22 protein-coding genes and 1 tRNA gene are annotated in these 26,096 nt (G+C 57.4%); 6 read left to right on the top strand and 17 right to left on the bottom strand.

All coding sequences use genetic code 11. The features are described 5' to 3' along the window. Nucleotides 1–30 precede the first annotated feature (30 nt). Nucleotides 31–1,629, bottom strand: a complete 1,599-nt coding sequence (locus tag GOW40_RS00285; RefSeq protein WP_171129535.1) for a murein L,D-transpeptidase — start codon at nucleotides 1,627–1,629, stop codon at nucleotides 31–33. A 344-nt stretch (nucleotides 1,630–1,973) separates the two neighbouring features. Here GOW40_RS00285 and GOW40_RS00280 point away from each other — a divergent pair, with 344 nt between their 5' ends. After that, the gene (locus GOW40_RS00280; protein ID WP_171129537.1) at nucleotides 1,974–2,543 is read left to right on the top strand and encodes a DUF882 domain-containing protein; all 570 of its coding nucleotides are present in this window, start codon (nucleotides 1,974–1,976) and stop codon (nucleotides 2,541–2,543) included. A 102-nt stretch (nucleotides 2,544–2,645) separates the two neighbouring features. Here the strand turns inward: GOW40_RS00280 and GOW40_RS00275 are convergent. The 9 genes from GOW40_RS00275 to GOW40_RS00235 all read right to left on the bottom strand — a co-directional run bounded on the left by GOW40_RS00275 (nucleotide 2,646) and on the right by GOW40_RS00235 (nucleotide 10,274). After that, nucleotides 2,646–2,722: transfer RNA gene (locus GOW40_RS00275), tRNA-Arg, on the bottom strand. A gap of 74 nt (nucleotides 2,723–2,796) precedes the next feature. Beyond that, nucleotides 2,797–4,017: a cysteine desulfurase gene (locus tag GOW40_RS00270; protein WP_171129539.1), complete on the bottom strand. Its 1,221-nt coding sequence runs from the start codon at nucleotides 4,015–4,017 to the stop codon at nucleotides 2,797–2,799. Between the two features lie 12 nt (nucleotides 4,018–4,029). Further along, nucleotides 4,030–4,596 carry a Yip1 family protein gene (locus tag GOW40_RS00265; protein ID WP_171129541.1) on the bottom strand — a complete coding sequence of 189 codons (567 nt, stop codon included), beginning with the start codon at nucleotides 4,594–4,596 and terminating at the stop codon, nucleotides 4,030–4,032. Then, entirely contained in the window at nucleotides 4,593–5,078 is a 486-nt protein-coding gene (locus GOW40_RS00260; RefSeq protein ID WP_171099073.1) for a YIP1 family protein, read from the bottom strand. The genes GOW40_RS00265 and GOW40_RS00260 overlap by 4 nt, the downstream gene beginning before the upstream one ends. Further along, entirely contained in the window at nucleotides 5,078–6,358 is a 1,281-nt protein-coding gene (gene sufD / locus GOW40_RS00255; protein ID WP_171129543.1) for a Fe-S cluster assembly protein SufD, read from the bottom strand. Before sufD ends, GOW40_RS00260 begins: the two co-directional genes overlap by 1 nt. Beyond that, entirely contained in the window at nucleotides 6,358–7,113 is a 756-nt protein-coding gene (sufC, locus tag GOW40_RS00250; protein WP_171099077.1) for a Fe-S cluster assembly ATPase SufC, read from the bottom strand. The genes sufD and sufC overlap by 1 nt, the downstream gene beginning before the upstream one ends. A 71-nt stretch (nucleotides 7,114–7,184) precedes the next feature. Further along, nucleotides 7,185–8,705 (bottom strand): Fe-S cluster assembly protein SufB, encoded by a 1,521-nt coding sequence (gene sufB, locus GOW40_RS00245; protein ID WP_171129545.1) that lies wholly within the window; start codon nucleotides 8,703–8,705, stop codon nucleotides 7,185–7,187. Nucleotides 8,706–8,723: 18 nt separating this feature from the next. After that, a complete protein-coding gene (locus GOW40_RS00240; protein WP_171129546.1) occupies nucleotides 8,724–9,767 on the bottom strand; it encodes a cysteine desulfurase family protein in 1,044 nt (347 codons plus the stop codon). Between the two features lie 48 nt (nucleotides 9,768–9,815). Beyond that, entirely contained in the window at nucleotides 9,816–10,274 is a 459-nt protein-coding gene (locus GOW40_RS00235) for an Rrf2 family transcriptional regulator (RefSeq protein ID WP_171129548.1), read from the bottom strand. A gap of 179 nt (nucleotides 10,275–10,453) precedes the next feature. On the opposite strand from GOW40_RS00235, the gene GOW40_RS00230 reads away from it, so the two are divergent. From GOW40_RS00230 to GOW40_RS00215, 4 genes are all read left to right on the top strand, one after another. Beyond that, nucleotides 10,454–11,107, top strand: a complete 654-nt coding sequence (locus tag GOW40_RS00230; protein ID WP_171099085.1) for an alpha/beta hydrolase — start codon at nucleotides 10,454–10,456, stop codon at nucleotides 11,105–11,107. After that, nucleotides 11,107–11,352, top strand: coding sequence for a hypothetical protein (locus GOW40_RS00225; RefSeq protein WP_171099087.1), 246 nt, complete (start codon nucleotides 11,107–11,109; stop codon nucleotides 11,350–11,352). Before GOW40_RS00230 ends, GOW40_RS00225 begins: the two co-directional genes overlap by 1 nt. A 483-nt stretch (nucleotides 11,353–11,835) precedes the next feature. Next, a complete protein-coding gene (gene typA / locus GOW40_RS00220; RefSeq protein ID WP_171129551.1) occupies nucleotides 11,836–13,653 on the top strand; it encodes a translational GTPase TypA in 1,818 nt (605 codons plus the stop codon). 288 nt (nucleotides 13,654–13,941) lie between these two features. Next, nucleotides 13,942–14,727, top strand: a complete 786-nt coding sequence (locus GOW40_RS00215) for a hypothetical protein (protein WP_171129553.1) — start codon at nucleotides 13,942–13,944, stop codon at nucleotides 14,725–14,727. Nucleotides 14,728–14,838: 111 nt separating this feature from the next. Here the strand turns inward: GOW40_RS00215 and GOW40_RS00210 are convergent, their stop codons facing one another. The 4 genes from GOW40_RS00210 to recA all read right to left on the bottom strand — a co-directional run bounded on the left by GOW40_RS00210 (nucleotide 14,839) and on the right by recA (nucleotide 19,995). After that, complete coding sequence (locus GOW40_RS00210; protein ID WP_254444216.1) at nucleotides 14,839–15,375, bottom strand: transglutaminase-like cysteine peptidase; 537 nt, start codon at nucleotides 15,373–15,375, stop codon at nucleotides 14,839–14,841. Nucleotides 15,376–15,787: 412 nt separating this feature from the next. Beyond that, nucleotides 15,788–16,075, bottom strand: a complete 288-nt coding sequence (locus GOW40_RS00205; protein WP_171129557.1) for a DUF1330 domain-containing protein — start codon at nucleotides 16,073–16,075, stop codon at nucleotides 15,788–15,790. Nucleotide 16,076: 1 nt separating this feature from the next. Beyond that, nucleotides 16,077–18,749 (bottom strand): alanine--tRNA ligase, encoded by a 2,673-nt coding sequence (gene alaS, locus GOW40_RS00200; protein WP_171136398.1) that lies wholly within the window; start codon nucleotides 18,747–18,749, stop codon nucleotides 16,077–16,079. Between the two features lie 178 nt (nucleotides 18,750–18,927). Continuing rightward, nucleotides 18,928–19,995, bottom strand: coding sequence for a recombinase RecA (gene recA / locus GOW40_RS00195; protein ID WP_171099099.1), 1,068 nt, complete (start codon nucleotides 19,993–19,995; stop codon nucleotides 18,928–18,930). A 312-nt stretch (nucleotides 19,996–20,307) separates the two neighbouring features. Between recA and GOW40_RS00190 the strand changes: the two genes are divergently transcribed. Further along, nucleotides 20,308–20,901 carry a sulfotransferase family 2 domain-containing protein gene (locus GOW40_RS00190; protein WP_171129561.1) on the top strand — a complete coding sequence of 198 codons (594 nt, stop codon included), beginning with the start codon at nucleotides 20,308–20,310 and terminating at the stop codon, nucleotides 20,899–20,901. Nucleotides 20,902–20,903: 2 nt separating this feature from the next. Here the strand turns inward: GOW40_RS00190 and GOW40_RS00185 are convergent, their stop codons facing one another. The 3 genes from GOW40_RS00185 to guaB all read right to left on the bottom strand — a co-directional run bounded on the left by GOW40_RS00185 (nucleotide 20,904) and on the right by guaB (nucleotide 25,933). Next, entirely contained in the window at nucleotides 20,904–23,195 is a 2,292-nt protein-coding gene (locus tag GOW40_RS00185) for an ATP-binding protein (protein WP_171136399.1), read from the bottom strand. Between the two features lie 103 nt (nucleotides 23,196–23,298). Beyond that, entirely contained in the window at nucleotides 23,299–24,462 is a 1,164-nt protein-coding gene (locus tag GOW40_RS00180; protein WP_171129566.1) for an RsmB/NOP family class I SAM-dependent RNA methyltransferase, read from the bottom strand. Nucleotides 24,463–24,484: 22 nt separating this feature from the next. Further along, a complete protein-coding gene (gene guaB / locus GOW40_RS00175) occupies nucleotides 24,485–25,933 on the bottom strand; it encodes an IMP dehydrogenase (RefSeq protein ID WP_171099108.1) in 1,449 nt (482 codons plus the stop codon). Nucleotides 25,934–26,096: the final 163 nt, after the last annotated feature.

Below are 26,096 nucleotides of genomic sequence, written 5' to 3'. Positions count from 1 at the left end.
CGTCCTTCTGGCAGGATTTGCGCCCCGTGCTTACCCCTGAACGTCCGGCAGGACCACCCCTGCCTTTTGCAACGCCTCCCAGATCTTGCGATCCCGGTCATAAACGTCGCGGCGATATTGAACCTCGCCTTTTGGGCCGATGAAAGCCGTGCGATAGATCAGATGCACAGGGATGGGTTGGTCGAGTTTGACCGTAGCTTCGCGCCCCGCATCCAGCACGCGGTGGAAAAACGCTTTTGGGTCTTCCTCTTGGACAGCCAACAAGGCGTAGGCGAACTCGAAGGGTTCCGCCAGTCGAATACACCCGTGCGAGAAAGCCCGAACCTCACGCGCAAACAGGTTTTTCTGAGGCGTATCATGCAGATAGATGTTGTACTTGTTGGGGAACATGAATTTCACCAACCCCAGCGCGTTGCTGCCGCTGGGTGGTTGACGCATCGCAAACGGGAAGTCGCGCGCAGTGAAAGTGGTAAAGTCAACAGCCCCGCGGTCAACCCGGCGGCCGCTACGATCAGTGATCTCAAGATGGCTGACCGCATTCGGGTTGGTCTGCAATTGCGGCAGATATTCTTTGGTGATGATCGAGCGTGGCACATGCCAGCTGGGATTGATCACCATATGCTCCATCACATCCGAAAATTCAGGGCTGCGACGGTCATGCACATTCTTGCCGATCACTGCGCGCGTTTCGAAGGTGATATGCCCGTCGTCGACGATCTTGGCCGAGAAATCCGCCTGATTCACCAGCACATGTCTGGGCCCGCGTTCATCAGGCAACCAGCGTTCCCGCTCCAGCGCGACCAAAACAGCACGCAGGCGGTCCGACGCGGGCCGGTTGAGCTCGGTCAGGGTGCCCTGCCCGGCCACACCATCCGCCGCCAATCCGTGCGCGGTCTGAAAGGCCTGTACCGCCGCCAGCAGGTTGGCGTCGAAGGCGGGGCTGGCTGTAGGCTTCATATAGCCCATCGCAACCAGTCGGTTGCGCATCTTGATAACTGCGGGACCCGTATCGCCAAGTTCCAACTTGGCCACTGGAACCGTCGGCCCCCAGCCGCCGTCGGCAATCAGCTGTTCCAATACCAATTTCTGCTTCATCAACGCGCGATACTGGCGCGACTGCGGCATCAAGGAATGGAAGTATTGTGTTGCGTCTGCTGAGGAAATTTCTCTCAGATAGTCCTGGGCCAAGCGGTATTCGACCTCGCGCACCAAACCGTCGTCGATGCTGCCTGGTTTCAGGAACCCTGACTGCAATTGAGTGGCATAGTCCACAAAAAGCTGGCTCAATTCCGCTTCAATCTGCCCCAGATCCCGCAGCGAGCGCGCAGTCTCAAGCCGGTTGAGCAAAGCTTGCACATCCGCGCGCTGCGGCAGGCCATGCATATGAGCCGATGACAGGGCTCGGATCAGCCCTGCGCGCCGGGCAGCATATACCTCACCCTCACCGACCCAAATCGGTTGGAAACCTGTCTCGCGATAGAATGCCGCTATATCGGACCGTTCTGACGATTGCTCGGCTACAGCCATCCGGAACGCGGTTCCCTCGGTCGCGGCCTGAGCAACCGAGGCGGCCGCCATGAAACAGGCCGCAAGTAAAGCACGTGTTGAAGTCCGAAAAACTGAGGTCATGGCATAGCCTTGGATCTTGAAACTGGAACGGCGCGAAAAAGGAGCGCCTGAAAATAATGTTTTCCTACGGAAATCTTGTCCATTCACAAGTACATCACCCAACGGTTCATCTGTCACCTGATGCGCGTTTGCATCGTGACTGGAAAAATGCACGTTATAATTGCACAAAAACATCAATTGCGCAGAAATTTGCCGAAATTTCCCCCTTGCCGGCGGATTGTTCAAAGTTTCCTTGGCCCGCGAATCTGCTTGTGCCATACATTCTGCATCTGGGATGGGGAAAAAATTAAGACGGCGCGCGTAACATCGTGCGCAGGCAGGAACTAGTACGGGACGAAACAAAAATGACCACGAGCAGTTCTTCGGGCTTGACCCGACGTGCATTGTTGGGTGCGTTTGCAGCCACAGCCGTTGTTGGAGCCCCCACCTATTCAAACGCAGCAGGTTTTCTACGTGGCGGCGGGGATATCCGCCGCATCCGTATGTATTCGGGCCGCACGGGCGAGCGGATCGATATGGTATATTGGGTGGATGGCAAATACATCAAGGATGCCGTCAAAGAAGTGAACTACTTCATGCGGGATTGGCGCAGCGATCAGGTCAAGAAAATGGACCTGCGCACCATCGATATCATGGCTGCCTCTCACAATCTTCTCGATGTGAGCGAACCTTACATGCTGCTCTCGGGTTATCGCTCACCCCAAACAAACGCCATGCTGCGATCAAAGTCGCGCGGCGTTGCGCGTAACTCCCTGCATATGAAAGGCCAAGCGGCTGATCTGCGGCTGTCCTCGCGCTCGGTCACGCAAATGGCCAAAGCCGCCATGTCCTGCCGTGCAGGCGGCGTCGGAAAATATTACCGCTCGAACTTCGTCCATATGGATTGCGGAGATATCCGCACCTGGCGCGGCTAACCCAAAGCCATAGCCAATTACCCCCTCGAACCCCCGTCAGCTGAGCTGGTGGGGGTTTTGTTTTGCCTGTTTCAAAACGTCGGGAACAACAAAATGGTGAAATGGCGCACCTGAGAGGATTCGAACCTCTGGCCTCTGCCTTCGGAGGGCAGCGCTCTATCCAGCTGAGCTACAGGTGCGTTGGGGTTTAGCTACCCTCGTTCTGATTTGGGCGCAACTGCAAAACGCTGCGCGTGCGCCCGGTTCTTTGCGCTCAGGCAAAGAGTTCATGGGCCAGTTCCAAGGCCTCGATCAGCGTGTCGACCTCATCTGTGGTGTTATAGAGCCCAAAGCTTGCGCGGCAGGTTGCCGAGACACCCAGATGATCCATCAACGGGCCTGCGCAATGGTGGCCTGCCCTTACGGCGACACCCTTTTTGTCAAGGATGGTCGAGATATCATGCGGGTGTCCTGCCCCGTCCAGCGTAAAGCTGAAGATGGCGGCCTTGTTTGGCGTTGTGCCCTGAACCTGCAGCCAGTTGAGCCCGGTGAGGCGCTGCATGGCATAGTCGCGCAAACCCGCTTCGTGGGCCGCGATATTCTCCATCCCCAGGTCCATCATGTAGTCCAGCGCCACGCCCAGCCCGATGGTTTGGACGATACCCGGCGTTCCAGCCTCGAACTTCATTGGCGGATCGTTATAGATGACCTGATCCTTGGACACTTCCTTGATCATGTCGCCACCGCCGATAAACGGCCGCATCTCGGCCATGCGTTCGGATTTGATATAGATCGCCCCCGACCCTGACGGGCCGTAAAGCTTGTGGCCGGTGATCGCGTAGAAATCGCAGCCAATATCGGCGACGTTCACCGGCATATGGACAGCGCCCTGGCTGCCATCGACCAGCACGGGCACCCCCTTGTCATGCGCGCCCTGTGTGATCGCTTTGACGTCAACAACCGTACCCAAAACGTTCGAACACTGGGTGACCGCGACCAGCTTGGTCTTGGGACCAATCGCATCGATCACCGCTTGCGGATCCAGATGCCCCACCGCATCCACATCGACCCATTTCAGAACGACGCCCTGCCGTTCTCGCAGGAAATGCCAGGGAACGATATTGGCGTGATGCTCCATCACACTCAGAACGATCTCATCACCCGCCTGCAGGCGTGGCATGGCCCATCCATAGGCGACCAGATTGATCCCTTCGGTCGTGCCCGAGTTCAGAACGATCTCATCCTCGTCTGGGGCCCCAAGAAAGCGTGCGATTGTTCCGCGCACGGATTCGTATTTCTCGGTCGCGAGGTTCGAGAGGTAGTGCAGCCCGCGGTGCACATTCGAATATTCATGCGCGTAGGCCTGCGTGATCGCATCAATCACCACCTGCGGCTTTTGTGCCGAGGCACCATTGTCCAGATAGGTCAGCGGCTTCCCATTCACCTCGCGGCTGAGAATAGGGAAATCGGCACGGATTTTCTGTATGTCGTACATGAGGATAAGTCTCTAGACCGGGCCGCCCGAAAACAGCATCAGAACAAAGGGAATGGCCACAACGCCCGAAATCAGGATCACCACGAAAGATCGGCCGAGCGAGTCAAACTTGTGCGCCTGATTGAGGAAATGCAGCGTGATGAACAGGCTCAACCCCAGCATCGCCAGGCTGAAGGGCAGGAACAGGAAGGGCAGCGCCAAGCCGCAGATGATCACGAAGGCCTGGCCGACGATCTGCAGCAGTTGCAGCCAGATGACCAGTGTCATGATCTCATAAAAATTTGCGGTGCCACCCAGCAGACGGCCGACGAGAAGGAAAGAGGCCACGCTGATCAGGATCGCTGCGACCGAAACCACAAGCGTGCGCGACAGCGGTTCAGCGACCTGAAGCGTGTCGGGGCTCAGAGCGGGCAGCATGATGTTCGCGACAGATTGCAGCGCTGCGTTCAGGATCACGGCCAGCGAAAATGCCAGCCACAGCACGTCGCCGCCAAGCTTCATGGCCAGCAAGCGCCGGGCAGCTTCGGCAGGATTGGTCAGGGTGAGCCCGACAAGGTTCAGTAATGATGCAGTATTCATGCCCTAACCCATAGCGATTGCTTCAGGCCAGACAACCAAAACCACAGAAAAACCGCCACCCAAAGTAGACCGGCCAGCGTCAGAGCTGGTCCGGGACCAATGAAACCGGCAACAAGACCGTTCAACAACACCAGCGGTGTCGAGGCCAGCAACGCCCAGAACAGCGCCAGACGCGCACCATAGCTGGACCCACTGCCACCGAACAAGCGAGCCACCCCGTGTGAGATCCAGGCCAGCACGTAAAGCAGCAGAGGCAGGATAAAGACCGACCCCATCAGCGCGCCGCCCATCAGCATGTTCAGCTCAAGATCTTCCAGATGAGCCCGACGCGCCAGGCTGGGCAGTTGCGCCACAAAGCCAATCACGCAAAAAGCCATAACAAAGGCCAGCGCGCGATCTTCGCGCGGGCCCATCTTCATCAGACGCCCGACCACCCGGCCGGGCCCGCGATAGGTTGCAACGATATCAGTTGTGACAGGCATCAGCGGCGGCGGGACAGCCATCCTTGCAAACGCTCGACAATGACCTCTGACAGAGCCTCGTTTTCGATCTCGTCCACGGCTTCGGCCAGGAAGGCCAGCGTCAGCATATCGGTGGCATCCGCAACCGGAACGCCGCGAGAGCGCAGATAGAACAGCGCCGTTTCGTCGATCGCGCCCGAGGTCGAGCCGTGTGAACAGGCCACGTCATCGGCATAGATCTCTAATTCCGGCTTGGCGAGGAACTGGCTGTCATCATCCAGCAGCAGAGACTGGCTGATCTGATACCCGTCCGTCTTCTGCGCCCCCTCTTTCACAAGGATCTTGCCTTGGAACACACCGGTCGCGCCGTTGCGCAGCACTTTCTTGAAGACCTGACGGCTTTCGCAATTCACCGCATCATGGGTAACGAACACCGTGTCGTCGTGATGGAAATCACCATCGCCAACACAAGCGCCGGCCACATGGGCCACAGCGTCATCGCCTGTCAGTTCCACAACCTGTTCATTGCGCGTAAGCACACCGTTCACGGTCAGAGTGAAGGATTTATAGACAGATTCCTTGCCCAGACGCGTGAACATATGGGTGGCCGCACGGCGCTGATGATCACGACCTTGCGCCCGGATGTGATGCAACGTGCCATTGTCGGCGATATCGATTTCCATGCACTTGTTAAAGCGCGAGGCCGCCGGGCCGTTCTCCAGAATGGTCACCTCGGCATCGCTTTCGACCCGCACGATATGGTGCAGGATGGCGTCCGAATCCTCGGAAGCATGGCGATAGACAAGATTGATCGGTTTCGACGGCTTGCCGGTGACACGAATGGCCACACCATCCGACGCAAAGGCCGTGTTCAACGCAGCCAGCGGGCGCTGAACCGGCACCTGACCACGCGTTTCCAGCACGCCATAGAGATCCTTGGCCCAATGGATATCCTTGCAGCAGATGTCCTCGAGCCGGTCAATCGAGACACCCTCAAGCGTCAGGTCGTCCGACTGCTCAGGGCTGAACACACCGTCAATGAATACGATCTGAAGGCGATCAAAGTCGTGGAAGATGTCAGGTTCTTCTCCGTCAAACAGCGCAGCGTGGGGTGCTTCGACCGAAACCAAAGTGTCGGGCCGGGTATATTTCCAATACTCGTCGCGACGCCCGGGCAGGCCCATCTCGCGCACGCGAGCAATCGCTGCCTCACGCGCCTTTCTGGTGCAACCGGCATCCGGCAGGCTGAGCGTTGCCAGCCGCTCTTCGGTCGCAGTCTGTTTTGCTTGCGGTAAAGCCATCAGTTCACCTCGGCCAGAATGTCGGCGTATCCGTTGTTTTCAACCTCAAGCGCCAGCTCGGGTCCGCCCGATTTCACGATCCGGCCATCGGCCATGATATGCACAACATCGGGTTTGATGTGATCCAGCAGGCGCTGATAATGCGTGATCACCAGGAACCCACGGCCCGCATCACGCAGCGCATTAACACCTTCGGACACCAGCTTCATCGCATCCACATCAAGACCCGAGTCAGTCTCGTCCAGGATGCACATCTTGGGTTCCAGCATGGCCATCTGCAGGATCTCATTGCGCTTTTTCTCACCGCCCGAGAAACCCACATTGACCGGGCGCTTCAGCATGTCGGCGTCGATCTTCAGCGATTTCGCTTTCTCACGCACCAGCTTCAGGAAGTCGGCTGCCGACAGTTCTTCCTGCCCACGCGCCTTGCGCTGTGCGTTCACGGCGGTCCGCAGGAAAGTCATGTTGCCCACGCCGGGGATTTCGACCGGATATTGGAACGCCAGGAAAATACCGGCTGCCGCGCGCTCTTCGGGCTCCATCTCCAGCAGGTCTTCGCCGTCCAGCGTCGCCGCGCCATCTGTGACCTCATAGCCGTCACGCCCCGACAGCACATAGCTGAGCGTCGACTTGCCCGAGCCGTTCGGCCCCATGATCGCGTGCACCTTGCCGGCCTCGACCGTCAGATCAACACCTTTGAGGATTTCTTTCTCTTCTTCCTCAAGTTTCACGTGCAGGTTCTTGATTTCCAGCATGTTTTGTCCTTTTGCATCTCGCAGGGGAACCCGCAGGCTCCCAATGTATCTATTCGTCAGGGAAGTCGAGCTTAGCCCACAGATCCTTCAAGGCTGATCGCCACCAGTTGCTGTGCTTCCATCGCAAATTCCATTGGCAGCGCCTGCAACACGTCCTTGCAGAACCCGTTGACGACCAAGGCCACGGCCTCTTCCTCGTCCATACCGCGCTGGCGGCAATAGAACAGCTGGTCGTCATCCACCTTGGATGTGGTCGCCTCATGTTCCACACGGGACGAGTTGTTGCGGACCTCGATATAAGGCACCGTATGCGCGCCGCATTTATCGCCGATCAGCAGGCTGTCACACTGGGTATAGTTGCGACTGTCTTTGGCCTTGGGGTGCATCGACACAAGACCGCGATAGGTATTCTGCGCCTTGCCCGCGCTGATGCCTTTCGACACGATCCGTGACTTGGTGTTCTTGCCCAAGTGCACCATCTTGGTGCCGGTATCGGCCTGCTGATAGTTGTTGGCAATCGCGATCGAATAGAACTCACCCTGGCTGTCATCGCCGCGCAGGATGCAGGACGGGTATTTCCATGTCACGGCAGAGCCGGTTTCGACCTGAGTCCACATCACCTTGGACCGATCACCGCGGCAATCGGCGCGTTTTGTCACAAAGTTATAGATGCCGCCCTTGCCGTTCTCATCCCCAGGGAACCAGTTCTGAACGGTCGAATATTTCACCTCGGCATCTTCTTCGATGATGATCTCGACCACCGCTGCGTGCAGCTGTGCGGTGTCGCGCTGGGGCGCGGTGCAGCCTTCGAGGTAAGAGACATACGAGCCCTTGTCGGCGATGATCAGCGTGCGTTCGAACTGACCGGTGTTTTCCGCGTTGATGCGGAAATAGGTGCTCAGCTCCATCGGGCAGCGCACGCCCGGTGGCACATAGACAAACGAGCCGTCCGAGAACACGGCCGAGTTCAGGGTGGCATAGAAATTGTCGGACACCGGCACAACCGAGCCCAGATATTTCTTGACCAGTTCAGGATGCTCTTTGATCGCCTCGGAAATCGAGCAGAAGATCACACCAGCCTTTTTCAACTCGTCCTGAAAGGTCGTGCCGACCGAAACCGAGTCAAACACGGCGTCCACCGCAACCTTGCGGCCCTCGGCAGGCATGTTCTCAGCACCTTCGACACCAGCCAGAATCATCTGTTCTTTCAGAGGAATACCTAGCTTTTCATAGGTCGCCAGCAGCTTGGGATCGACCTCATCCAAAGACTTGGGCTTTTCTTCCATCGATTTGGGACGGGCATAATAATACTGGTCCTGAAAATCGATCTCAGGATAGTTGACCATCGCCCATTTGGGCTCTTCCATCTGAGTCCAGCGCTCGAACGCGGCCAGGCGCCACTCGGTCATCCATTCGGGTTCTTCATTCTTTTCCGAAATCAGCTTGACGATATCGGGGTTCACGCCTTTGGGGGCGTATTCCATCTCGATATCCGTTTCCCATCCGTATTTATACGTGCTGACCTCGCGCACCGCATCCACGGTTTCCTGATCGACACCCTCTTTTACCTGGGTCTGGTCCAATGCGGCCATGTCTTACCCTCCTTGGGATCACGCAGCGCGCGCGTGATGCTTCTTTGCTTTATCAAGCCACGTCTCAGCGAAACGCAGCACGTCTTCTTCTGTTGTCTCGGGTCCTAACGATACCCGCACAGCGCTTGCCGCAACGGTTTCGTAATAGCCCATGGCCGTCAGAACCGCGCTTGCCCGCACCTTGCCGCTGGAACAGGCCGAGCCCGCACTGATGGCAAAACCCGACAGATCCATCTGCATCACCTGTGTTTCCCCTTTCCATCCGGGGGTCGCAAAACACAGCGTATTCGGAAGGCGATCCTGATCTTTCCCGACAAAAATAGTTGATTTAGGTCCGGCCTCAAGGGCATTTTCTAGAATAATTCTAAGATTCTCAACTTTTTCCCAGACACCATCGGCCAGATCCCGCGCTGCCGCTTCAGCTGCGGCCCCGAAGCCCGCGATTCCAATGACATTTTCAGTGCCCGAGCGTCGACCCATCTCTTGCCCGCCACCTTTGATCCTCGCGGCCAGTTCCGTGCCGCGTTTCAGCACCAAAGCGCCAATGCCCTTGGGACCGCCCAGTTTATGGGCCGAGATCAACGCCATCTGAGTGTCGAGCCAGTTGAACGCCACTGGAAGCTTGCCAAAAGCCTGAGTCGCGTCGGTCACGGCAAGCCCTTTGGGCAAAGTCTGGATGATCCCGGTTTCGGAATTGGCCAGCTGCAACGTAGCTTGTGCTGGGTCGGCTATGGATACCAAACCCGAGGGTGAAACAGGCAAAACCTCATCCGTCCAGGCGCGCACCGCATCATGCTCAATCGGAGCGCCAAGCAGGCCCCGACCCTCCAGTGCCAAAGCCGCAGCTTCGGTAGCGCCCGAGGTGAAGACAATATCGGCACCATCGGCACCAAACGCCTCGGCCACCTGCGCGCGGGCCCGTTCAACCAAGGCCTTGGCTGCGCGCCCTTCGGCATGAACCGAGGACGGGTTTCCACAAAGCTCCATCGCTGCAATCATCGCAGTACGCGCTTCGGCCCGCAGCGGGGTCGTTGCATTGTGATCCAGATAAACGCGCTTCATGGATGCATCTTTTCTGGTGCGATGAAGGAAGCTTGCGTGGACATCGGCCTATTCATCCACAACGGCAAACAGGCTTGGAACAGCCGGGCAAGGCGCGAGGTCGTTCTCGATCACATCAGACAAGCGAGTCTGATGCAGGAAAACATAGACATGCGCGCTGAGGCTTTCCCACAGACGGTTCGTCAACGACTGTGCGCGGCTGCCGGACGATCCACCGGACGCCCCCGCCCCCTTGTGCATGGCATCCACAGTTTCATCGACCGCTGCCAGAATCTCGACCACACGGATTTCCGACGCCGGGCGCGCCAGCTTATAGCCACCACCGGGCCCCCGGACAGAAGAAACAAGTTCGGCACGACGCAGCTTGACAAAAAGCTGTTCGAGATAAGGTAAAGAAATGTCTTGGCGGCCAGAAATTTCGCCCAAAGTCACCAATTGCTCCGCCGGTTGCAAAGCAATATCTGCCAATGCCACCATCGCATAGCGCCCTTTGGTCGACAGTTTCATGCTTTACCCCACCGGAAGTCGCGTGAAATCATTGACGTTACAACAGCCAGTGCGTATTTCCCACTGACAGCGTGTTCACGCGATGCAATGTAATTAGAACCGTTCTAAAGTGCCCGACGATTATCGTCAAGATAGTCCCGCTGAAGACGCGTTAAAAAAGAGACAGGACGAAAGCACTCATGCCCGAGGTGATTTTTCCCGGACCCGAAGGCCGCCTGGAAGGCCGCTACCACCCGCAAAAGGAAAAAGACGCACCGATCGCCATCGTGCTGCATCCGCACCCCCAATTCGGCGGGACCATGAACAACAAGGTGGTCTATAACCTGCACTATGCGTTCTATAATATGGGTTTCACCGTATTGCGCTTTAACTTCCGTGGTGTGGGTCGCAGCCAAGGCGAATACGACCAGGGTGTGGGCGAGTTGAGCGATGCAGCCTCGGCGCTGGACTACCTTCAGTCGATGAACAACAACTCCAAGCATTGTTGGGTTGCAGGCTTTTCCTTTGGCGCGTGGATCGGGATGCAATTGCTGATGCGCCGCCCCGAGATCACCGGCTTTATCAGCGTTTCGCCCCCGGCCAATATGTATGATTTCTCGTTCCTCGCCCCCTGCCCGTCGTCGGGCCTGATCATCAACGGCTCATCCGACCGTGTGGCCCCGCCCGCAGATACTGCGGCATTGGTCGACAAGTTGCATGAGCAAAAAGGGATCACCATCACTCACAATGAGGTCGAAGGAGCCGATCACTTCTTCCAGGATCGTCACATGGAGACGTTGATGACTGATGTGACCGACTATGTAAAACGCCGCCTGACCGAGAACACGCGCTGATGTCCGATACGGTTTCGACCCTCGCCGCCCGACTTGCGGAAGACACGTTGAAAGTCATGGATGAAACCGGCGACGACCGCTTCTTTGTCGAGGTGGGCGACCTGTTGGGAGCGTCGTCCCAAACATTGGAAGAGGCCTTTCTGACCGAAATTCGAGTTAGGCTGGCCGAACGCAAGGCGCGGCAGTTTGTCGTGAAACGCCTGTCACAATACCGGACAAAACAAAAAGCAATCGAAAAACAATAAGCTGAACCGTTCAACAGGATGGAAGATGCACAATGAAAAAGGAGCCCGAAGGCTCCTTTTTCACCGGTTACGACGCGACAACCACAAAACAATAAAACCGTTCAACATCAACGGATTGCAATAGAATAGACGGACCCCCCGTCTGCAAGCCACCCAATTGCCACGATCAGAACCGACACGGTTATGACGGATTTAACAAATATCGTCATGTCTAAAAATACTCATAAAAATCAAAGCACTATTTAATAACGACACCTCTACCATAGATGTTAATGCTTCGAAAAGTCTGGTTTCCCTGACCTATGGTAAACTTGACGCCAATGGGTTAGCCCAACCGCTCCAAAATCTGCTTCGTTTCTAATCTGTCCTCTGTGCTATTTGCGTTTTTCCAACGCTTCGGTCGCTGAACGCGCGTTTGGGCTGGAAGTTTGGTCCAAGCCGCGTTATGCGCGCGGCAACTTTCCGTTCAAAGGCTGACCTCTCATGGACCTGCGCAATATCGCAATCATCGCTCACGTGGACCACGGCAAAACGACCCTGGTGGATGAGCTGCTCAAACAATCCGGTGCGTTCCGGGAAAACCAGGCGGTCGCCGAGCGCGCCATGGACAGCAACGATCTGGAACGCGAGCGCGGCATCACCATTCTGGCGAAGGCAACAAGTGTCGAGTGGAAAGACACGCGCATCAACATTGTCGACACCCCCGGCCACGCCGACTTTGGCGGAGAGGTCGAACGGATCCTCAGCATGGTTGACGGCGTTGTTCTGCTGGTCGACGCGGCCGAAGGCCCGATGCCACAGACCAAGTTTGTCACCTCCAAAGCGCTGGCCCTGGGTTTGCGCCCCATCGTGGTGCTGAACAAGGTCGACAAGCCAGACGCAGAGCCTGACCGGGCCCTGGATGAGTGCTTTGACCTGTTCGCCAATCTCGGTGCCGATGACGACCAGCTGGATTTCCCCTCCATGTATGCCTCGGGCCGGTCGGGCTGGGCGGATATGGAGTTGGACGGGCCGCGCAAGGATCTGAGTGCGTTGTTTGACCTGATCGTCGATCACGTCCCGGCCCCGAAACAGGTGGACAAGAAAGACGAACCCTTCCGTATGCTCGCCACCACTCTGGGCAGCGATCCCTTCATCGGTCGTATCCTGACCGGTCGCGTCGAAAGCGGCACTCTGAAAGCCGGTGATACGCTCAAGGCGCTTAGCCGGGATGGTACGCTGATCGAAAACTTCCGCGCCTCAAAAATTCTGGCCTTCCGCGGTCTCTCGCAACAGCCCATCGATCAGGCCGAAGCGGGCGACATCGTCACCATTGCCGGAATGAGCAAAGCCACTGTCGCCGATTCTCTGGTGGCCCCCCAAGTGGAAGAAGCCCTTCCCGCGCAGCCGATCGATCCACCCACCATCACTGTAACCTTTGGTATCAACGATTCCCCGCTGGCCGGGCGCGATGGCAAAAAGGTGCAATCGCGCGTTATCCGGGATCGATTGATGAAAGAGGCCGAATCCAACGTGGCTATCCGCATCACCGACACTCCGGGCGGCGAGGCATTCGAAGTTGCCGGACGTGGCGAATTGCAGATGGGTGTTCTGATCGAGAACATGCGTCGCGAAGGGTTCGAGCTTAGCATCTCGCGCCCGCAGGTTCTGTTCCGCGAGGAAAACGGCCAACGTCTGGAACCCATCGAAGAGGTCACGATCGATGTGGATGACGAATATTCGGGCTCTGTCATCGAAAAGATCACCGGCGCGCGCAAAGGCGAACTGGTCGAGATGCGCCCAGCCGGCGCAGGCAAAACCCGCATCATCGCTCATGTGCCGTCGCGCGGGTTGATCGGCTATCACGGGGAGTTCCTGACCGATACCCGTGGCACCGGCGTTCTGAACCGCGTGTTCCATGATTGGGCCCCGCATAAAGGCCCGATCCCAGGGCGCCGCGCAGGCGTTCTGATCTCGATGGAGAAAGGTCAGGCCGTGGCTTATGCGCTGTGGAACCTGGAAGAGCGCGGACGGATGTTCGTGGGTCCGCAGGTCGAAGTCTATCAAGGCATGATCATTGGAGAGCATTCGCGCGACAATGATCTTGAAGTGAACCCGCTTAAGGGCAAGAAACTGACCAACGTGCGCGCCAGCGGATCGGACGACGCTGTTCGCCTGACACCGCATGTGCAGTTTTCACTGGAAGAGGCCATCGCCTATATCGACGATGACGAGTTGGTCGAAGTGACGCCAAATGTAGTGCGTTTGCGCAAGCGATACCTTGATCCGCACGAGCGTAAACGCATGTCCAAGGCCTCGTAACGCCGTTTCTAGGACGGCCACAATCACCCATATGTTGCATTTTTGCCCACATATGGAGAAACAATCAGGCGCCAAGACCCTATATAGTATAAGGTCTTAGCGCCCTTTTTTTACTCATTTTTCCGGAATTCAAGTGTCCGACCGCTGGTTCTTGAACTTGCGTCGTCTTGAAAGTCTGGCATTACGAAGGTGTATTTGCGGCCAAAGTGTGACGCTGTTCATATAAGCGCTTTGCCTGAATCTGTATCAGTCGTCGCAGTCGAGTTTATGAGTTCCAGGAGAAGCGCCATGCGCATCAAATCCAAATTGCTTTCTGTTGTACTGACCAGTGCGACTATCCCGTTTGTTATGTCTGCTCCCGCCTATGCCGATCAAAGATGTACGGTCGCGACCGGAAAACAATCCGTGGCAACGCAGACCTTGTGCGAATGCAAAGTAGTAACAACCGGCCTTATCAAATACCTGCAGAAACGTCCCGATTTTGACGACATTGTCGCCCGCACTGCATCGGAATGTGCACCGTTTGCAGCTGTGCTGACCGACTTCCCGACCTCATCAGTATCGGGCGCAGCCGACAACCGGTCGGGTGATGGCCCTGCCGACGAGAATGGCGCAGACAACTTCGGCGAAACCACCGGCGAAAACGAAAATACTGCGAACACCGGCGGCGGCGGCACCTCTGGTGGCGGTTCGAATGGCGGCGGCGGATCTTCCAGCGATACCGGCACAAACGGCGGCGGAGACGACACTGGATCCGAACGTGAAGAAGAGCGTGAGGAAGAAAGAGAAGAAGAACGTGAAGAAGAGCGTGAGGAAGAAAGAGAAGAAGAGCGCGAAGAAGAGCGCAAGGAAGAAAAAGAAGAAGAGCGCGAAGAAGAGCGTAAGGAAGAAAAAGAAGAGAAGCGCGAAGAAGAGCGTAAGGAAGAAAAAGAAGAGAAGCGTAAAGAAGAACGCAAGGAAGAAAAGCGCGAAGAAAAAAAGAAAGAAGAGCGTAAAAAAGAAGGCTACGAGGGCAAAGGCGAGAAGAGCCACGGCAAAGGAAAAGGCGGGAAAGCTAAGGAAGGCAAAAAGTAAACAGTAACAGTTTGCTTCCGAGGCAAAGCATCGCAATCGCGAGTTGCCTGACCCACCTATCAAACACCCACACGGCGCCGCCGAATTGTTCCTTGATGAGCGATGGCGGCGTCAGCTTTGCAGGTAGACACCAACCCAGTTTCGCGGTTGCCTGGGATCCTGCATCCTCAGAAACAAGTAGCGCGTTACAGACCAAGGCTTGATACGATTGGTCAAGTTATCCAGTACCAAATCTCCCTGGCTTGAACGATAGACCAATACCGCGTGTGCGTTTCGCTTTCTGTCCAGAACCGTCGCGATCAATAGCTTGCTGGGGTCGATCCCTGCTCGGATCAACTCACGCTTTTTGAGCAACGCAAAATCTTCGCAGTCACCGCCGCGCCTTGTGGGCAAAGCCCAGCGTTCTTGCATTCGGTACTGAGATTGATCGGTAACTTCCCGGGTCGACGCATTCACATGTCGATTGATCCGCCTGACCAATTCCATCTCGCGCTCACCCGACATCGAGACCGAAGTCGCGCTGGCACAAGCCCAGCTATACTGATCGCAAAGTTGGAGAGCGCCCGAAGGCGGTGGCGATGCGGAAACGACCGGCAAAAACGCAGTCCCGGACGCAACGGCCGTAGAGGGCAGTCCAGATGTACCCATGCAAAAAAGGGCCGCACCCAGCAGGGCAACCCCTCGTTTCAAAAAGCTTTTGTCCCTCGTGCCAACGAAAAGCATGACAGTCCCCCCAGGCGTCAGTCCGTTTAGGCGTTTGGCAAAATCACAATACATTCGTATTCCAGAAAGTATTCCTGAACATTTCGCCAACCGCAATGGTTATGACAGGTTGGTCCTGAAAAGCGGCGGAATCCCGATCAACTTCATGGCCATTTCGGTGCATCATCGTGGCAGGCCATGACACAATTTGAGCGACAAATTCGTAAAATATCGTTAAATTACTTAATCTTAACCAAAGACGCTCAGACGCACCCCGTCGGCCAACGGAAATGCGAAATCGCCGTCTGCAAAACGCAGATTCGTCAGGTTGGAACCGGTCAGCGCGCCCAAGTGCTTCCTATTCGGTGATCTCGACCACCATCAATTCGCGCTCGCTTGCCCCTCGCGCATGGGAAAGGGCTTCTTGATAGGCGTCTGAGTTATAGCATTCCACCGCCGCTTCCACCGACGGAAACTTTGCCACGACGTTGCGTGGGCGCTCTTTGCCTTCCAGTTGTACATAACGCGCTGCCCGCGCGATGAAATGTCCGCCATGGGCCGCGATTGCTGGGCCAGCCAGTTCAGCATATTTTCCGTATGCTTCCGCGTCTGTCACAGTGACATGTGCAATCCAAAGTGCAGCCATCTTACCCTCCCAATACCTGTTCTGCGGCCTTGATCGCGGCTTCGGTGTTCGACGCATCCTTGCCACCGCCTTGGGCCATGTCCGGGCGACCACCGCCCCCCTTGCCGCCCAGCTCGACCACTGCGGCCTTGACCAAATCAACAGCGGATATCTTGTCGGTCAGGTCTGGCGTCACACCGGCAGCGACAGCAGCTTTGCCGCCCGTATCTGCAATCAACAGAACCGCACCCGATTGCAGCCGCGCTTTGTGTTCGTCGATCAGCGACGGCAGGTCCTTGCCAGACACACCTGTGAGCGCCTGCGCCAGAAAGGCCACCCCGTTGATGTCGCGCGCCTCGGCACCGCCACCCTGCCCGGCCCCGCCGGCCATTGCCAAATCACGGCGCAGTTGGGCCACTTCGTTCTGCAAGGCCTTGCGCTCATCCAGCAACGCTTTGACACGCGGCACCACATCGTCAGGTTGCGCTTTAAGCTCCAACGCGACCTGCGCCAGCCGGTGATCCTGCGCCGAGAGATAGCGGAAGGCCTCATCGCCGGTCAGCGCTTCGATCCGGCGCACACCTGCACTGCTGGCGCTGTCGCCCAGCACAACAAAGGTGCCGATGTCACCGGTCTGGCGCACATGGGTGCCACCGCAGAGTTCAATCGACCAGGTTTCTCCATCTTGCCCTTTGCCGGTCGGCGCCTTGCCCATCGAAACAACGCGGACTTCATCACCATATTTCTCGCCAAACAGCGCCTGAGCTCCCAGGGCTCGCGCATCGTCAGGAGTCATGATCCTTGTTTCCACAGCCGAGTTTTGCCGAATGAAATCATTGACTTCACGCTCGACCTTCTGGATCTCTTCCAGGCTCAGTGCCTTGGAATGGCTAAAGTCGAACCGCAGCCGGTCCGCGGCGTTCAACGAGCCGCGCTGCGCCACGTGATCCCCCAGTGTCTCGCGCAGTGCTTCGTGCAGCAGGTGCGTGGCCGAGTGGTTGGCGCGGATGGAAGACCGGCGGGCATGATCAACCTCCAGTGCGATCCCGTCGCCTTTGGAAAGCGTGCCGGATTCGACGGTGACCTTGTGGCCATAGACCTTGCCATCGGCAAATTTTCTGGTGTCCGTCACCCGGCAAACATGCTCGCGATCTTCCAGACGGCGCAGCTCACCAGTGTCACCGATCTGACCGCCAGCCTCGCCATAGAATGGGGTCTGATTAACCACGACCCAGGCCTCTTGGCCTGCGCTGATACTGTCCGCCTGTGCGCCATCGACGATCAAGGCTGCCACCTGCGCCTCGGCGTTTTCGGTGTCGTAGCCCAGGAAATCGGTGGCCCCGGCATAGTCGAGCACATCAAACCAAACGGCCTGATCCGCAGCCTCGCCAGACCCGGCCCAGGCCGCGCGAGCCTTGGCCTTTTGTTCCGCCATAGCCGCATCAAACCCATCTGTGTCGACCTCACGGCCTTTTTCACGCAGCGCATCCTGGGTCAGGTCCAGCGGGAAGCCGTATGTGTCATAGAGTTTGAACGCCGCCTCACCCGACAAAGGTGCACCTTCAGCCAGGCCCGACACTTCGTCATCCAGCAGTTTGAGCCCGCGATCCAGCGTTTGCTTGAATCGAGTTTCCTCCAAAAGCAGCGTTTCTTCGATCAATGGCTGCGCCTGAGACAGTTCGGTATAATGGCCGCCCATCAGCTGCACCAGAGTTGATACAAGACGGTGCATGACCGGGTCTTTGGCCCCCAGCAGGTGTGCGTGGCGCATAGCGCGGCGCATGATGCGGCGCAGCACATAGCCGCGCCCGTCATTGCTTGGCATCACCCCATCGGCGATCAGAAACGAGGTCGAGCGCAAATGGTCTGCAATCACCCGATGATGCACGTTCTGGTCGCCGTAAGGATCAACACCGGTCGCCTCGGCCGACGCCTCGATCAGGGTTTTGAACAGATCCGTGTCGTAATTGTCGTGGCTGCCCTGAAGCAACGCACCAATCCGCTCCAACCCCATCCCGGTGTCAATCGACTGCATGTCAAGTTCGACCATCGAGCCGTCCTCGAACTGTTCGTTCTGCATGAAAACGACGTTCCAGATCTCGATAAACCGGTCGCCATCTTCTTCGGGTGAACCCGGAGGGCCGCCCCAGATATGGTCGCCGTGATCGTAGAAAATTTCGGTGCAGGGACCGCAGGGGCCGGTCGGGCCCATCTGCCAGAAATTGTCGCTGGTGGCGATGCGAATGATCCGATCTTCGGGCACGCCGACCTTCTTCCAGATCTCAAACGCCTCGTCATCGGTGTGGTAAACCGTGGTCAGCAGGCGGCTTTTGTCGATGCCGTATTCCTTGGTGATCAGGTTCCAGGCAAAGGGGATGGCCTCATGTTTGAAATAGTCGCCAAACGAGAAATTCCCCAGCATTTCAAAGAATGTATGGTGGCGCGCGGTATAGCCGACATTATCAAGGTCATTGTGCTTGCCGCCGGCACGTACACATTTCTGCGCCGTGGTCGCGCGTTTATAGTCCCGTGTCTCAAGGCCGGTGAACAGGTTCTTGAACTGCACCATGCCCGAGTTGACAAACATCAGCGTCGGATCGTTGCGCGGCACCAGAGGGCTGGACGCCACGACCTCATGCCCCTGTTTTTCAAAATAATTCAAAAAGGTTGATCGGATATCGTTCAGGTTGGGCATGGGGCTCTCTCGGCGCGCAGAAATCTTGGTTTTCGCAGGTTTATCCCCCCGGATTCAGACTGTCCACAGCCCAGATGACCGGATACGAAACAAGGCGGCCCGTTTGGACCGCCCTGCTCCACGTATTCTCAGCACCGTCGAAGTGCCGGGGGATTTAAGCTGTTCCCGTCAGCAACCTTCACGCTTCGAGGATGTCGTCATCCTCTGCCGCGCCGGGTGGCATGTCGAAATCAAGCCCATGTGCCGCGCGGATCTTGTCCTCGATCTCAAACGCAATGGAGGAATTGTCGCGCAGATATTGCTTGGCGTTCTCACGCCCCTGCCCAATCCGCTCATCACCATAGCTGAACCACGAGCCCGATTTCTCGACCACGCCCGCCTTGACGCCCAGATCCAATAGCTCACCCATCTTCGAGATGCCTTCACCATACATGATGTCGAATTCGACCTGTTTGAAGGGTGGTGCCACCTTGTTCTTGACGACCTTTACGCGGGTCTGGTTGCCGACCACTTCATCGCGGTCCTTGATCGCACCGATGCGGCGGATATCCAGGCGGACCGAGCTGTAGAATTTCAGCGCGTTGCCCCCGGTTGTGGTTTCAGGGCTGCCGAACATCACGCCGATTTTCATGCGAATCTGGTTGATAAAGATAACCATACAGTTCGAACGGCTGATCGAGCCGGTCAGCTTGCGCATCGCCTGGCTCATCAAACGGGCTTGCACGCCAACACTGCTGTCGCCCATGTCACCCTCAAGCTCGGACTTCGGCGTCAGTGCCGCGACCGAGTCTACGATGACCATATTCACCGCCCCCGAGCGCACCAGAGTATCGGTGATCTCAAGCGCTTGTTCGCCGGTGTCGGGTTGCGAGATCAGCAGTTCGTCAAGATCAACACCCAACTTGCGGGCATATTGCGGATCCAGCGCGTGTTCGGCGTCAACAAAGGCGCAGACACCACCGCGTTTTTGCTGCTCGGCAATGCAATGCAGAGTCAGCGTCGTTTTACCCGAACTTTCCGGGCCATAAATCTCAACAATCCGGCCCATCGGCAAACCACCGATACCCAGCGCAATATCCAGGCCCAGCGACCCGGTTGAGCTGGCTTCGATATCCTGCTTGGCGTCCTCGCCCAGCTTCATGATCGAGCCTTTGCCGAACTGCCGTTCGATCTGGGCCAGCGCGCTGTCGAGCGCCTTTTGCTTGTCTGCGTTTTTCTTGTCGCTCATCGTCAGAAGATCCGCCATTGTCCTGTCGCCTTCCTTTTGTCACACCCATGTACGGGCGGCAATCACTGCTTTGTTCGCCTCTTGTTCCTGATAGGACCAAAAAGAGAACATTTCAATAAAAACTTACTAAGCTCACCTTTTCCCAAACCGGTTAACGAGTGGTTTATTTCTGAAATAAAAAGTCGCACATCGAAAATTCGCGAGCTATCCGTATGTTTTGAAACAATTTTGCAACCCGATCCAAGGCGGTGCGCGGCCCGAGATTGGCGTCTCAGGCAGATTGCGATAAGCCTGTCCGTGTCATCCATTCTCGGAACCCCCGTCAGCCACATGCTTGTTTTTTTTGAAGAACGCCTTGCCCTGCTATCCATGCCCAAAACCGGCAGCACGGCCTATATCTCGGCCCTGAAGGACCGCGCGGATCTTGTGATCTCGCATCCACCCGAGCTCAAGCACGCGTCGGTCAGGCGGTTTGACCGGTTCTTTCAGACGATGTTTCAGAAAGTGTTCGACGCCGAGATGGAGATCATGGCTGTGGTGCGCGAGCCCGTAGACTGGCTGGGCAGTTGGTACAGGTATCGCAGTCGCCCGGATTTGATCGGGTCAGAGAACTCGACCCGGGATCTGAGTTTCGACGACTTCATCCAAGCCAATTTGCAAAAATCGCCCCCCGCTTTTGCCGATATCGGCCGCCAAAGCGATTTCCTCAAGCCCCGAAGCAATGGCGCAGGTGCAACCCACATTTTCAAATACGACCACCAAGGGGAAATCCGCACCTTCCTTGAAAACCGGCTGAACTGCGCGGTCTATCCGGCGCGCGAAAACGTCTCTCCGCGCCGGTCGCTGGAACTTTCAGAGGCCACACGATTGCGCCTTCGGTCCGAACTTGCGGCAGAGTTCGCGCTCTATGAGGCGGCGCAATAGGTCTAGTTCAGCCGTTGGAACACCGCTTCGGTCAGTTGGTTGAGCGAAAAGGGCTTCGGCAGGAAGGTGGAGTTTTCGACCTGCGGCCCGGCTTCATCAAAGGCGCCTTCAGCGTAGCCTGACATAAAGATCACCTGCACCCCGGGGCGTGTTTTCAACGCCTGGCTAACCCATGTGGGGCCATCCATCCCGGGCATGACAACATCGGTGACAAACACATCAACCGACAGATCCTTGTCCTCAAGCAGGGTCAAGGCGGCTTCGGCCGAATCCGCCTCGAGCACGGTATAGCCTTTCAGCCGCAATGCGCGCGTGGCAAAGGCCCGGACTGGCGCTTCGTCTTCGACCAGTAGAACCACCCCTTCGCCTTGGCGCCCGCCCAGATCCGGCACCGTTGCCGGGCCTTTTGGCGTTTCTTCAGGCAGCGCAACGCTGACCGGCAGATAGACTGTAAACTCGCTGCCGTGCCCCACAACGCTGTCGACAAAGATGAACCCACCGGTCTGCTTGACGATCCCGTAGACGGTTGAAAGACCCAGCCCCGTGCCCTCGCCCGTGCGTTTGGTGGTAAAGAAAGGCTCAAAGATCTTTTGCAGCTTGTCGGCGGCGATCCCCGTTCCGCTGTCGATGACTTTCACCGTCACATATTCACCGACCGGCACAGTGGCACGGTCACGCGTCAACGGTTGGTCAAGAGATAGGATCTCGGTTTCAATCCTGATCTCACCCCCCTCGGGCATCGCGTCCCGTGCGTTCACCACCAGGTTCATCAACACCTGTTCCAACTGCCGCTTATCCGCCCGTACGGGTTTGAGCACCGGATCATGGCTGAGGATCAGGCGGACTTTTTCGCCAACCAACCTGTTGAGCAGGTGGATCAGGTCGGAAATCGTATCGCGCAGATCCAGCATCTCGGGCCGCAGGGTCTGCTTGCGCGAAAAGGCCAAAAGCTGACTGACAAGAGCCGCGGCACGGTTTGCGTTTTGATTGATCTGCACCAGATCGCTGTAATTGGCATCGCTTTGGTCATGACGCAGCAGCAACAGGTCGCAATGCCCCGAAATCGCTGTCAAAAGGTTGTTAAAATCATGCGCGACACCGCCCGCCAGCTGCCCCACGGCCTGCATCTTTTGGCCTTGTACGAATTGCGCCTCAAGCGTCTTTAGCTCGGTCGCATCGTTCAGCACGGCGATCAGGCAGGGTTCACCATCACGCAGGATGCGCGACAGGGTCATTTGCACAAAAGTCTCTTTGTCCTGCCGTTTGAGACGCAGGATTTCTGTGTGCGGTGTCGTATCTTGCTCGGCAGTTTCGGCAAGCCAATCCTCAATTGGCCTGTTCAACCCTTGCATCATTTGGTCGATATTAGTTTTTCCGGGCAGCAAATCTCCGATCAGACGCGAGGCAAGCCGGTTGGCCTCAAGAATTTCGCCCTGCAGCGACAGGCGCATGATCGGGACCGGAAGATCCGAAAAGGACATCACCCCAGCCTGCCCGACACCGTGTTCCAGAGGCGCCAGCAGCAATGCGCGATCCAACCCTTTTTGTCGTAGTGTGGTCACAAGGAACGCCTTGGGTCCATGAACCGTTACAAGCCGTGTGACCCCTCCCGATTGCGCAACATCCGGTGGTAATAGGTGTTCGAGCTTGGGAGGAACACCACTCAGGAGCTTTCGGGCAGGTTCATTGGCATGCAAGATGACATCGTTTCGACCGATGTTCAGAACCGGAAGCTGAATGCTGTTCCAACTCTGCTGCGCCTGCAAATCGACACGCCAGTAGACCATCCCGTCGTTGAGCCAGGTTGCTGCGACGGGGATTGCGACGCCGCGGGTTGCGATGTCTTCCGATGCATAGCCAGCTTCTTGTGCCAGAGACTGCAAGCGGACCAAAATCGCGGCCGGATTGGCGAAAATGGATCTTAAGCAGGCCGCCATATGCGAACCCTGCACGGCCTGAAACCGGCTGCTCGCGAGCGTGTTCGCCAAAAGAACATTGCCTTCGATATCCGCTACGAAACAGGCAGCATCCTGGTTTTCCAACACCTTGGCGAGCACGTCTTTTGTCTGTGCAGCAGTTCGTTTTTGCAAAGTGTCGCGGCCAAGGATCACCGCTACGACACCCAGAAACGCCAATCCGATCGCGATCAGGCCAGCGCCCCAGGCTGGTGGAGCGATCCCCATCGCCGGAGCGAGCAAAAACATGATTGAAACCAAAATCAGTGAAATGACGCGTTTGCCTGAAACACCCACAAAGCGAGGGTCTTCGGTAATAAACTCAACAGAATCTGTCATATACGGCCCTGAATAGAACGTCGCAGAATATCAACTCGATATGGTTAACGACTGCTTAAAGGATCAAGCTGCCACTAACCCGTTAAAGTTGTATCTCAACGGTCTATTTTCGCGTCAAGTGTGCGCAAAAGAAACCATCCGTTCCGTGCGACACAGGCCACGCTTTACCAAAAATCGACGTCCAGTCCGGGCACGCTTGCAAGAAAGCATCCACGACCGCCTGGTTCTCAGCAGCCAGCACAGAACAGGTTGCGTAAGCCAGAATGCCTTTTTCCGCAACCAGAGGGATCACGTCACGCAGGATTTGCCCTTGTGTCACAGTCAGGCCGCGCAATGCGTCCTGCGTCAATGACCATTTCCCGGCGGGTGCACGGCGCCAGGATCCGCTGCCGGAACAGGGAACATCCGTCAGAACAACGTCGAACGGAGCCAATTTGGCCAGTTGCCCGTTGGAGAGTATAGGTATCTTTGCACCGGCCCGCTCCGCGCGTGCAGGCAGGTCGCGCATCCGCCCGGGATTGGCGTCATGCGCAAAGACCTCAACTTGCGGATCACGTGCAGCGATGGCCAAGGCCTTTCCGCCGCCACCCGCGCAATAGTCCAGAACACGCAGGCCCGGCTTCAGCGGGATGGAGGCTACCACCGCTTGGCTGGCAGCATCCTGCAGTTCAACAGTACCGTTCTTGTAGGCGTGGCTTTGCGCGATTCTTCTGGCCCCTTCGGTCACCTCAAGCGCGGTGTCGCAGGCCGGGTGGGCTTGGGTCGAAATGCCCTCCTGCGCTAATTGCGTGATGGCTTTCGCACGGGTCGTCCGTTGCAGATTCACGCGCAGATGCACCGGCGCGCGCGACTTTAGGGCCTGCGCCGCCGCCGCCGCGTCGTCCCCGAGGGACAGGGTGAATTCAGGCCAGAGCCAATCGGGGATGTCGAGCCGCTCAGCCTCGGACGCAAAGGCGCGCGGTGCTTCATCCTCACCAACCGGTGCCGACGCGTGCCGGTCGCCCGAGAACAGCATGTCGATGGCAAGGCCATGTGCACGGGCCAAGCCGATCATCAACCCTCGGCCACCCGGCGCACCACCCAATGCAGCGAAGGACCGCCTGTTCCTGATTGCATCAAACACATGATCCCGGATCGCCGCACGATCCTTGGACCCCGCAAACCGACTGCGCCGGGCCCAGCCGGTCAGCGCCTTTTCGACCGGAGCCCCTGACAGGATGTCGTCAAGGATCTCGATCGCGGCCTGCACACGGGCTGCCGGGGTCATGGCTGTCTCCGATCCTGGTCGGTTACATCACGCGGTAGTTCGGGCTTTCGCGGGTGATCTGCACGTCATGCACATGGCTTTCCTTCAGGCCCGCCCCGGTGATTTTGACAAAGTTGCAGTTCTTGCGCATCTCATCCACCGTGGCACAACCGGTATAGCCCATGGCCGCCCGCAGACCGCCCACCAGCTGGTGCACCACCGCGCTGGCCGAGCCTTTATAGGGCACCTGACCTTCGATGCCTTCGGGCACCAGCTTGTCATTGGCCGCATCTTTCTGGAAATACCGGTCGGCCGAGCCGCGCGCCATCGCACCCAAGCTGCCCATGCCGCGATAGGATTTGAACGACCGGCCCTGATAGAGGATCACTTCGCCCGGGCTTTCATCCGTGCCTGCAATCATCGAGCCGACCATGGCGCAGGACGCCCCTGCTGCGATGGCCTTGGCAAAATCGCCCGAGAACTTGATCCCGCCATCGGCGATCACAGGCACATCGCCAGCCGCTGCGGCGCAATCCATGATCGCGGTCAACTGCGGCACACCAACACCTGCGACCATCCGCGTGGTACAGATCGAGCCCGGCCCGATCCCCACCTTGATCGCATCCGCGCCCGCGTCGATCAGCGCTTTGGTTGCCTCAGCCGTGGCCACGTTGCCCGCGATGATCTGAACCTCATTCGACAGGGTCTTGGCGCGCTTGACCGCATCCAGCACCCCTTGCGAATGGCCATGCGCCGTATCGACCACGATAATGTCGACGCCGGAATCTACCAATTGTTCGGACCGCTCGAACCCGGCATCTCCGACCGAGGTCGCCGCCGCCACGCGCAATCGGCCCAGCCGGTCCTTGCAAGCGGTCGGGTTCAACACCGCCTGTTCGGTATCTTTCAGCGTCAGCAGGCCCGTCAGCTTGCCAGACCCATCCACAACCAGAAGCTTTTCGATCCGGCGCGCACGCATCAGGCTTTTGGCCTCTTCCAGATCCGCGGGCTCTTGCAGCATTGCAAGGTTGTCTGCGGTCATCATGGCATGAATCGGCGTGTCATCCGAAGTGGCAAAGCGCATGTCGCGATTGGTGACGATCCCGACCACCCGGCCATCGCCGTCCACAACCGGGAAACCGGTAAAGTTATAGCGTTCCACCAAAGCCTGCGCATCTGCCAGCGTTTGATCCGCACGCAAAGTCACCGGATTGTACACGATGCCGGATTCAAAACGCTTCACGCGGCGGATCTCACGGGCCTGTTCTTCGACCGACAGGTTCTTGTGGACCACCCCGATCCCTCCGGCCTGCGCCATAGCAATCGCCATGCGTGCCTCGGTCACCGTATCCATCGCCGAGCTGAGCAAGGGGATGTTCATGGTGATCTCACGCGTGACCCGCGTGCTGGTATCCGCCGTTGCCGGCAGCACAGTGGATGCGCCCGGAACCAGGAGAACGTCGTCAAAGGTGAGTGCCTCACGAATCTGCATCTGATAACCCCATGCAAAAGCCCGTTTGACGGCGACCCTATGGCATGGATTTCAACCAAGGGAAAGCCCCGAACCCAAGTTGTTTGCCTCTGCGGGGTTCTGCCGCGCCCCAAAACGACGCCTCTTGATCAAAACCTGCCGCGGAATGGCCTTTCCCTTTGCG

The organism is Ruegeria sp. HKCCA6707 (assembly GCF_013033515.1).
Classification (GTDB): domain Bacteria; phylum Pseudomonadota; class Alphaproteobacteria; order Rhodobacterales; family Rhodobacteraceae; genus Ruegeria.
The sequence above is the reverse complement of the archived record's forward strand: the minus strand, read 5'-3'. Positions and strand labels throughout refer to the sequence as shown.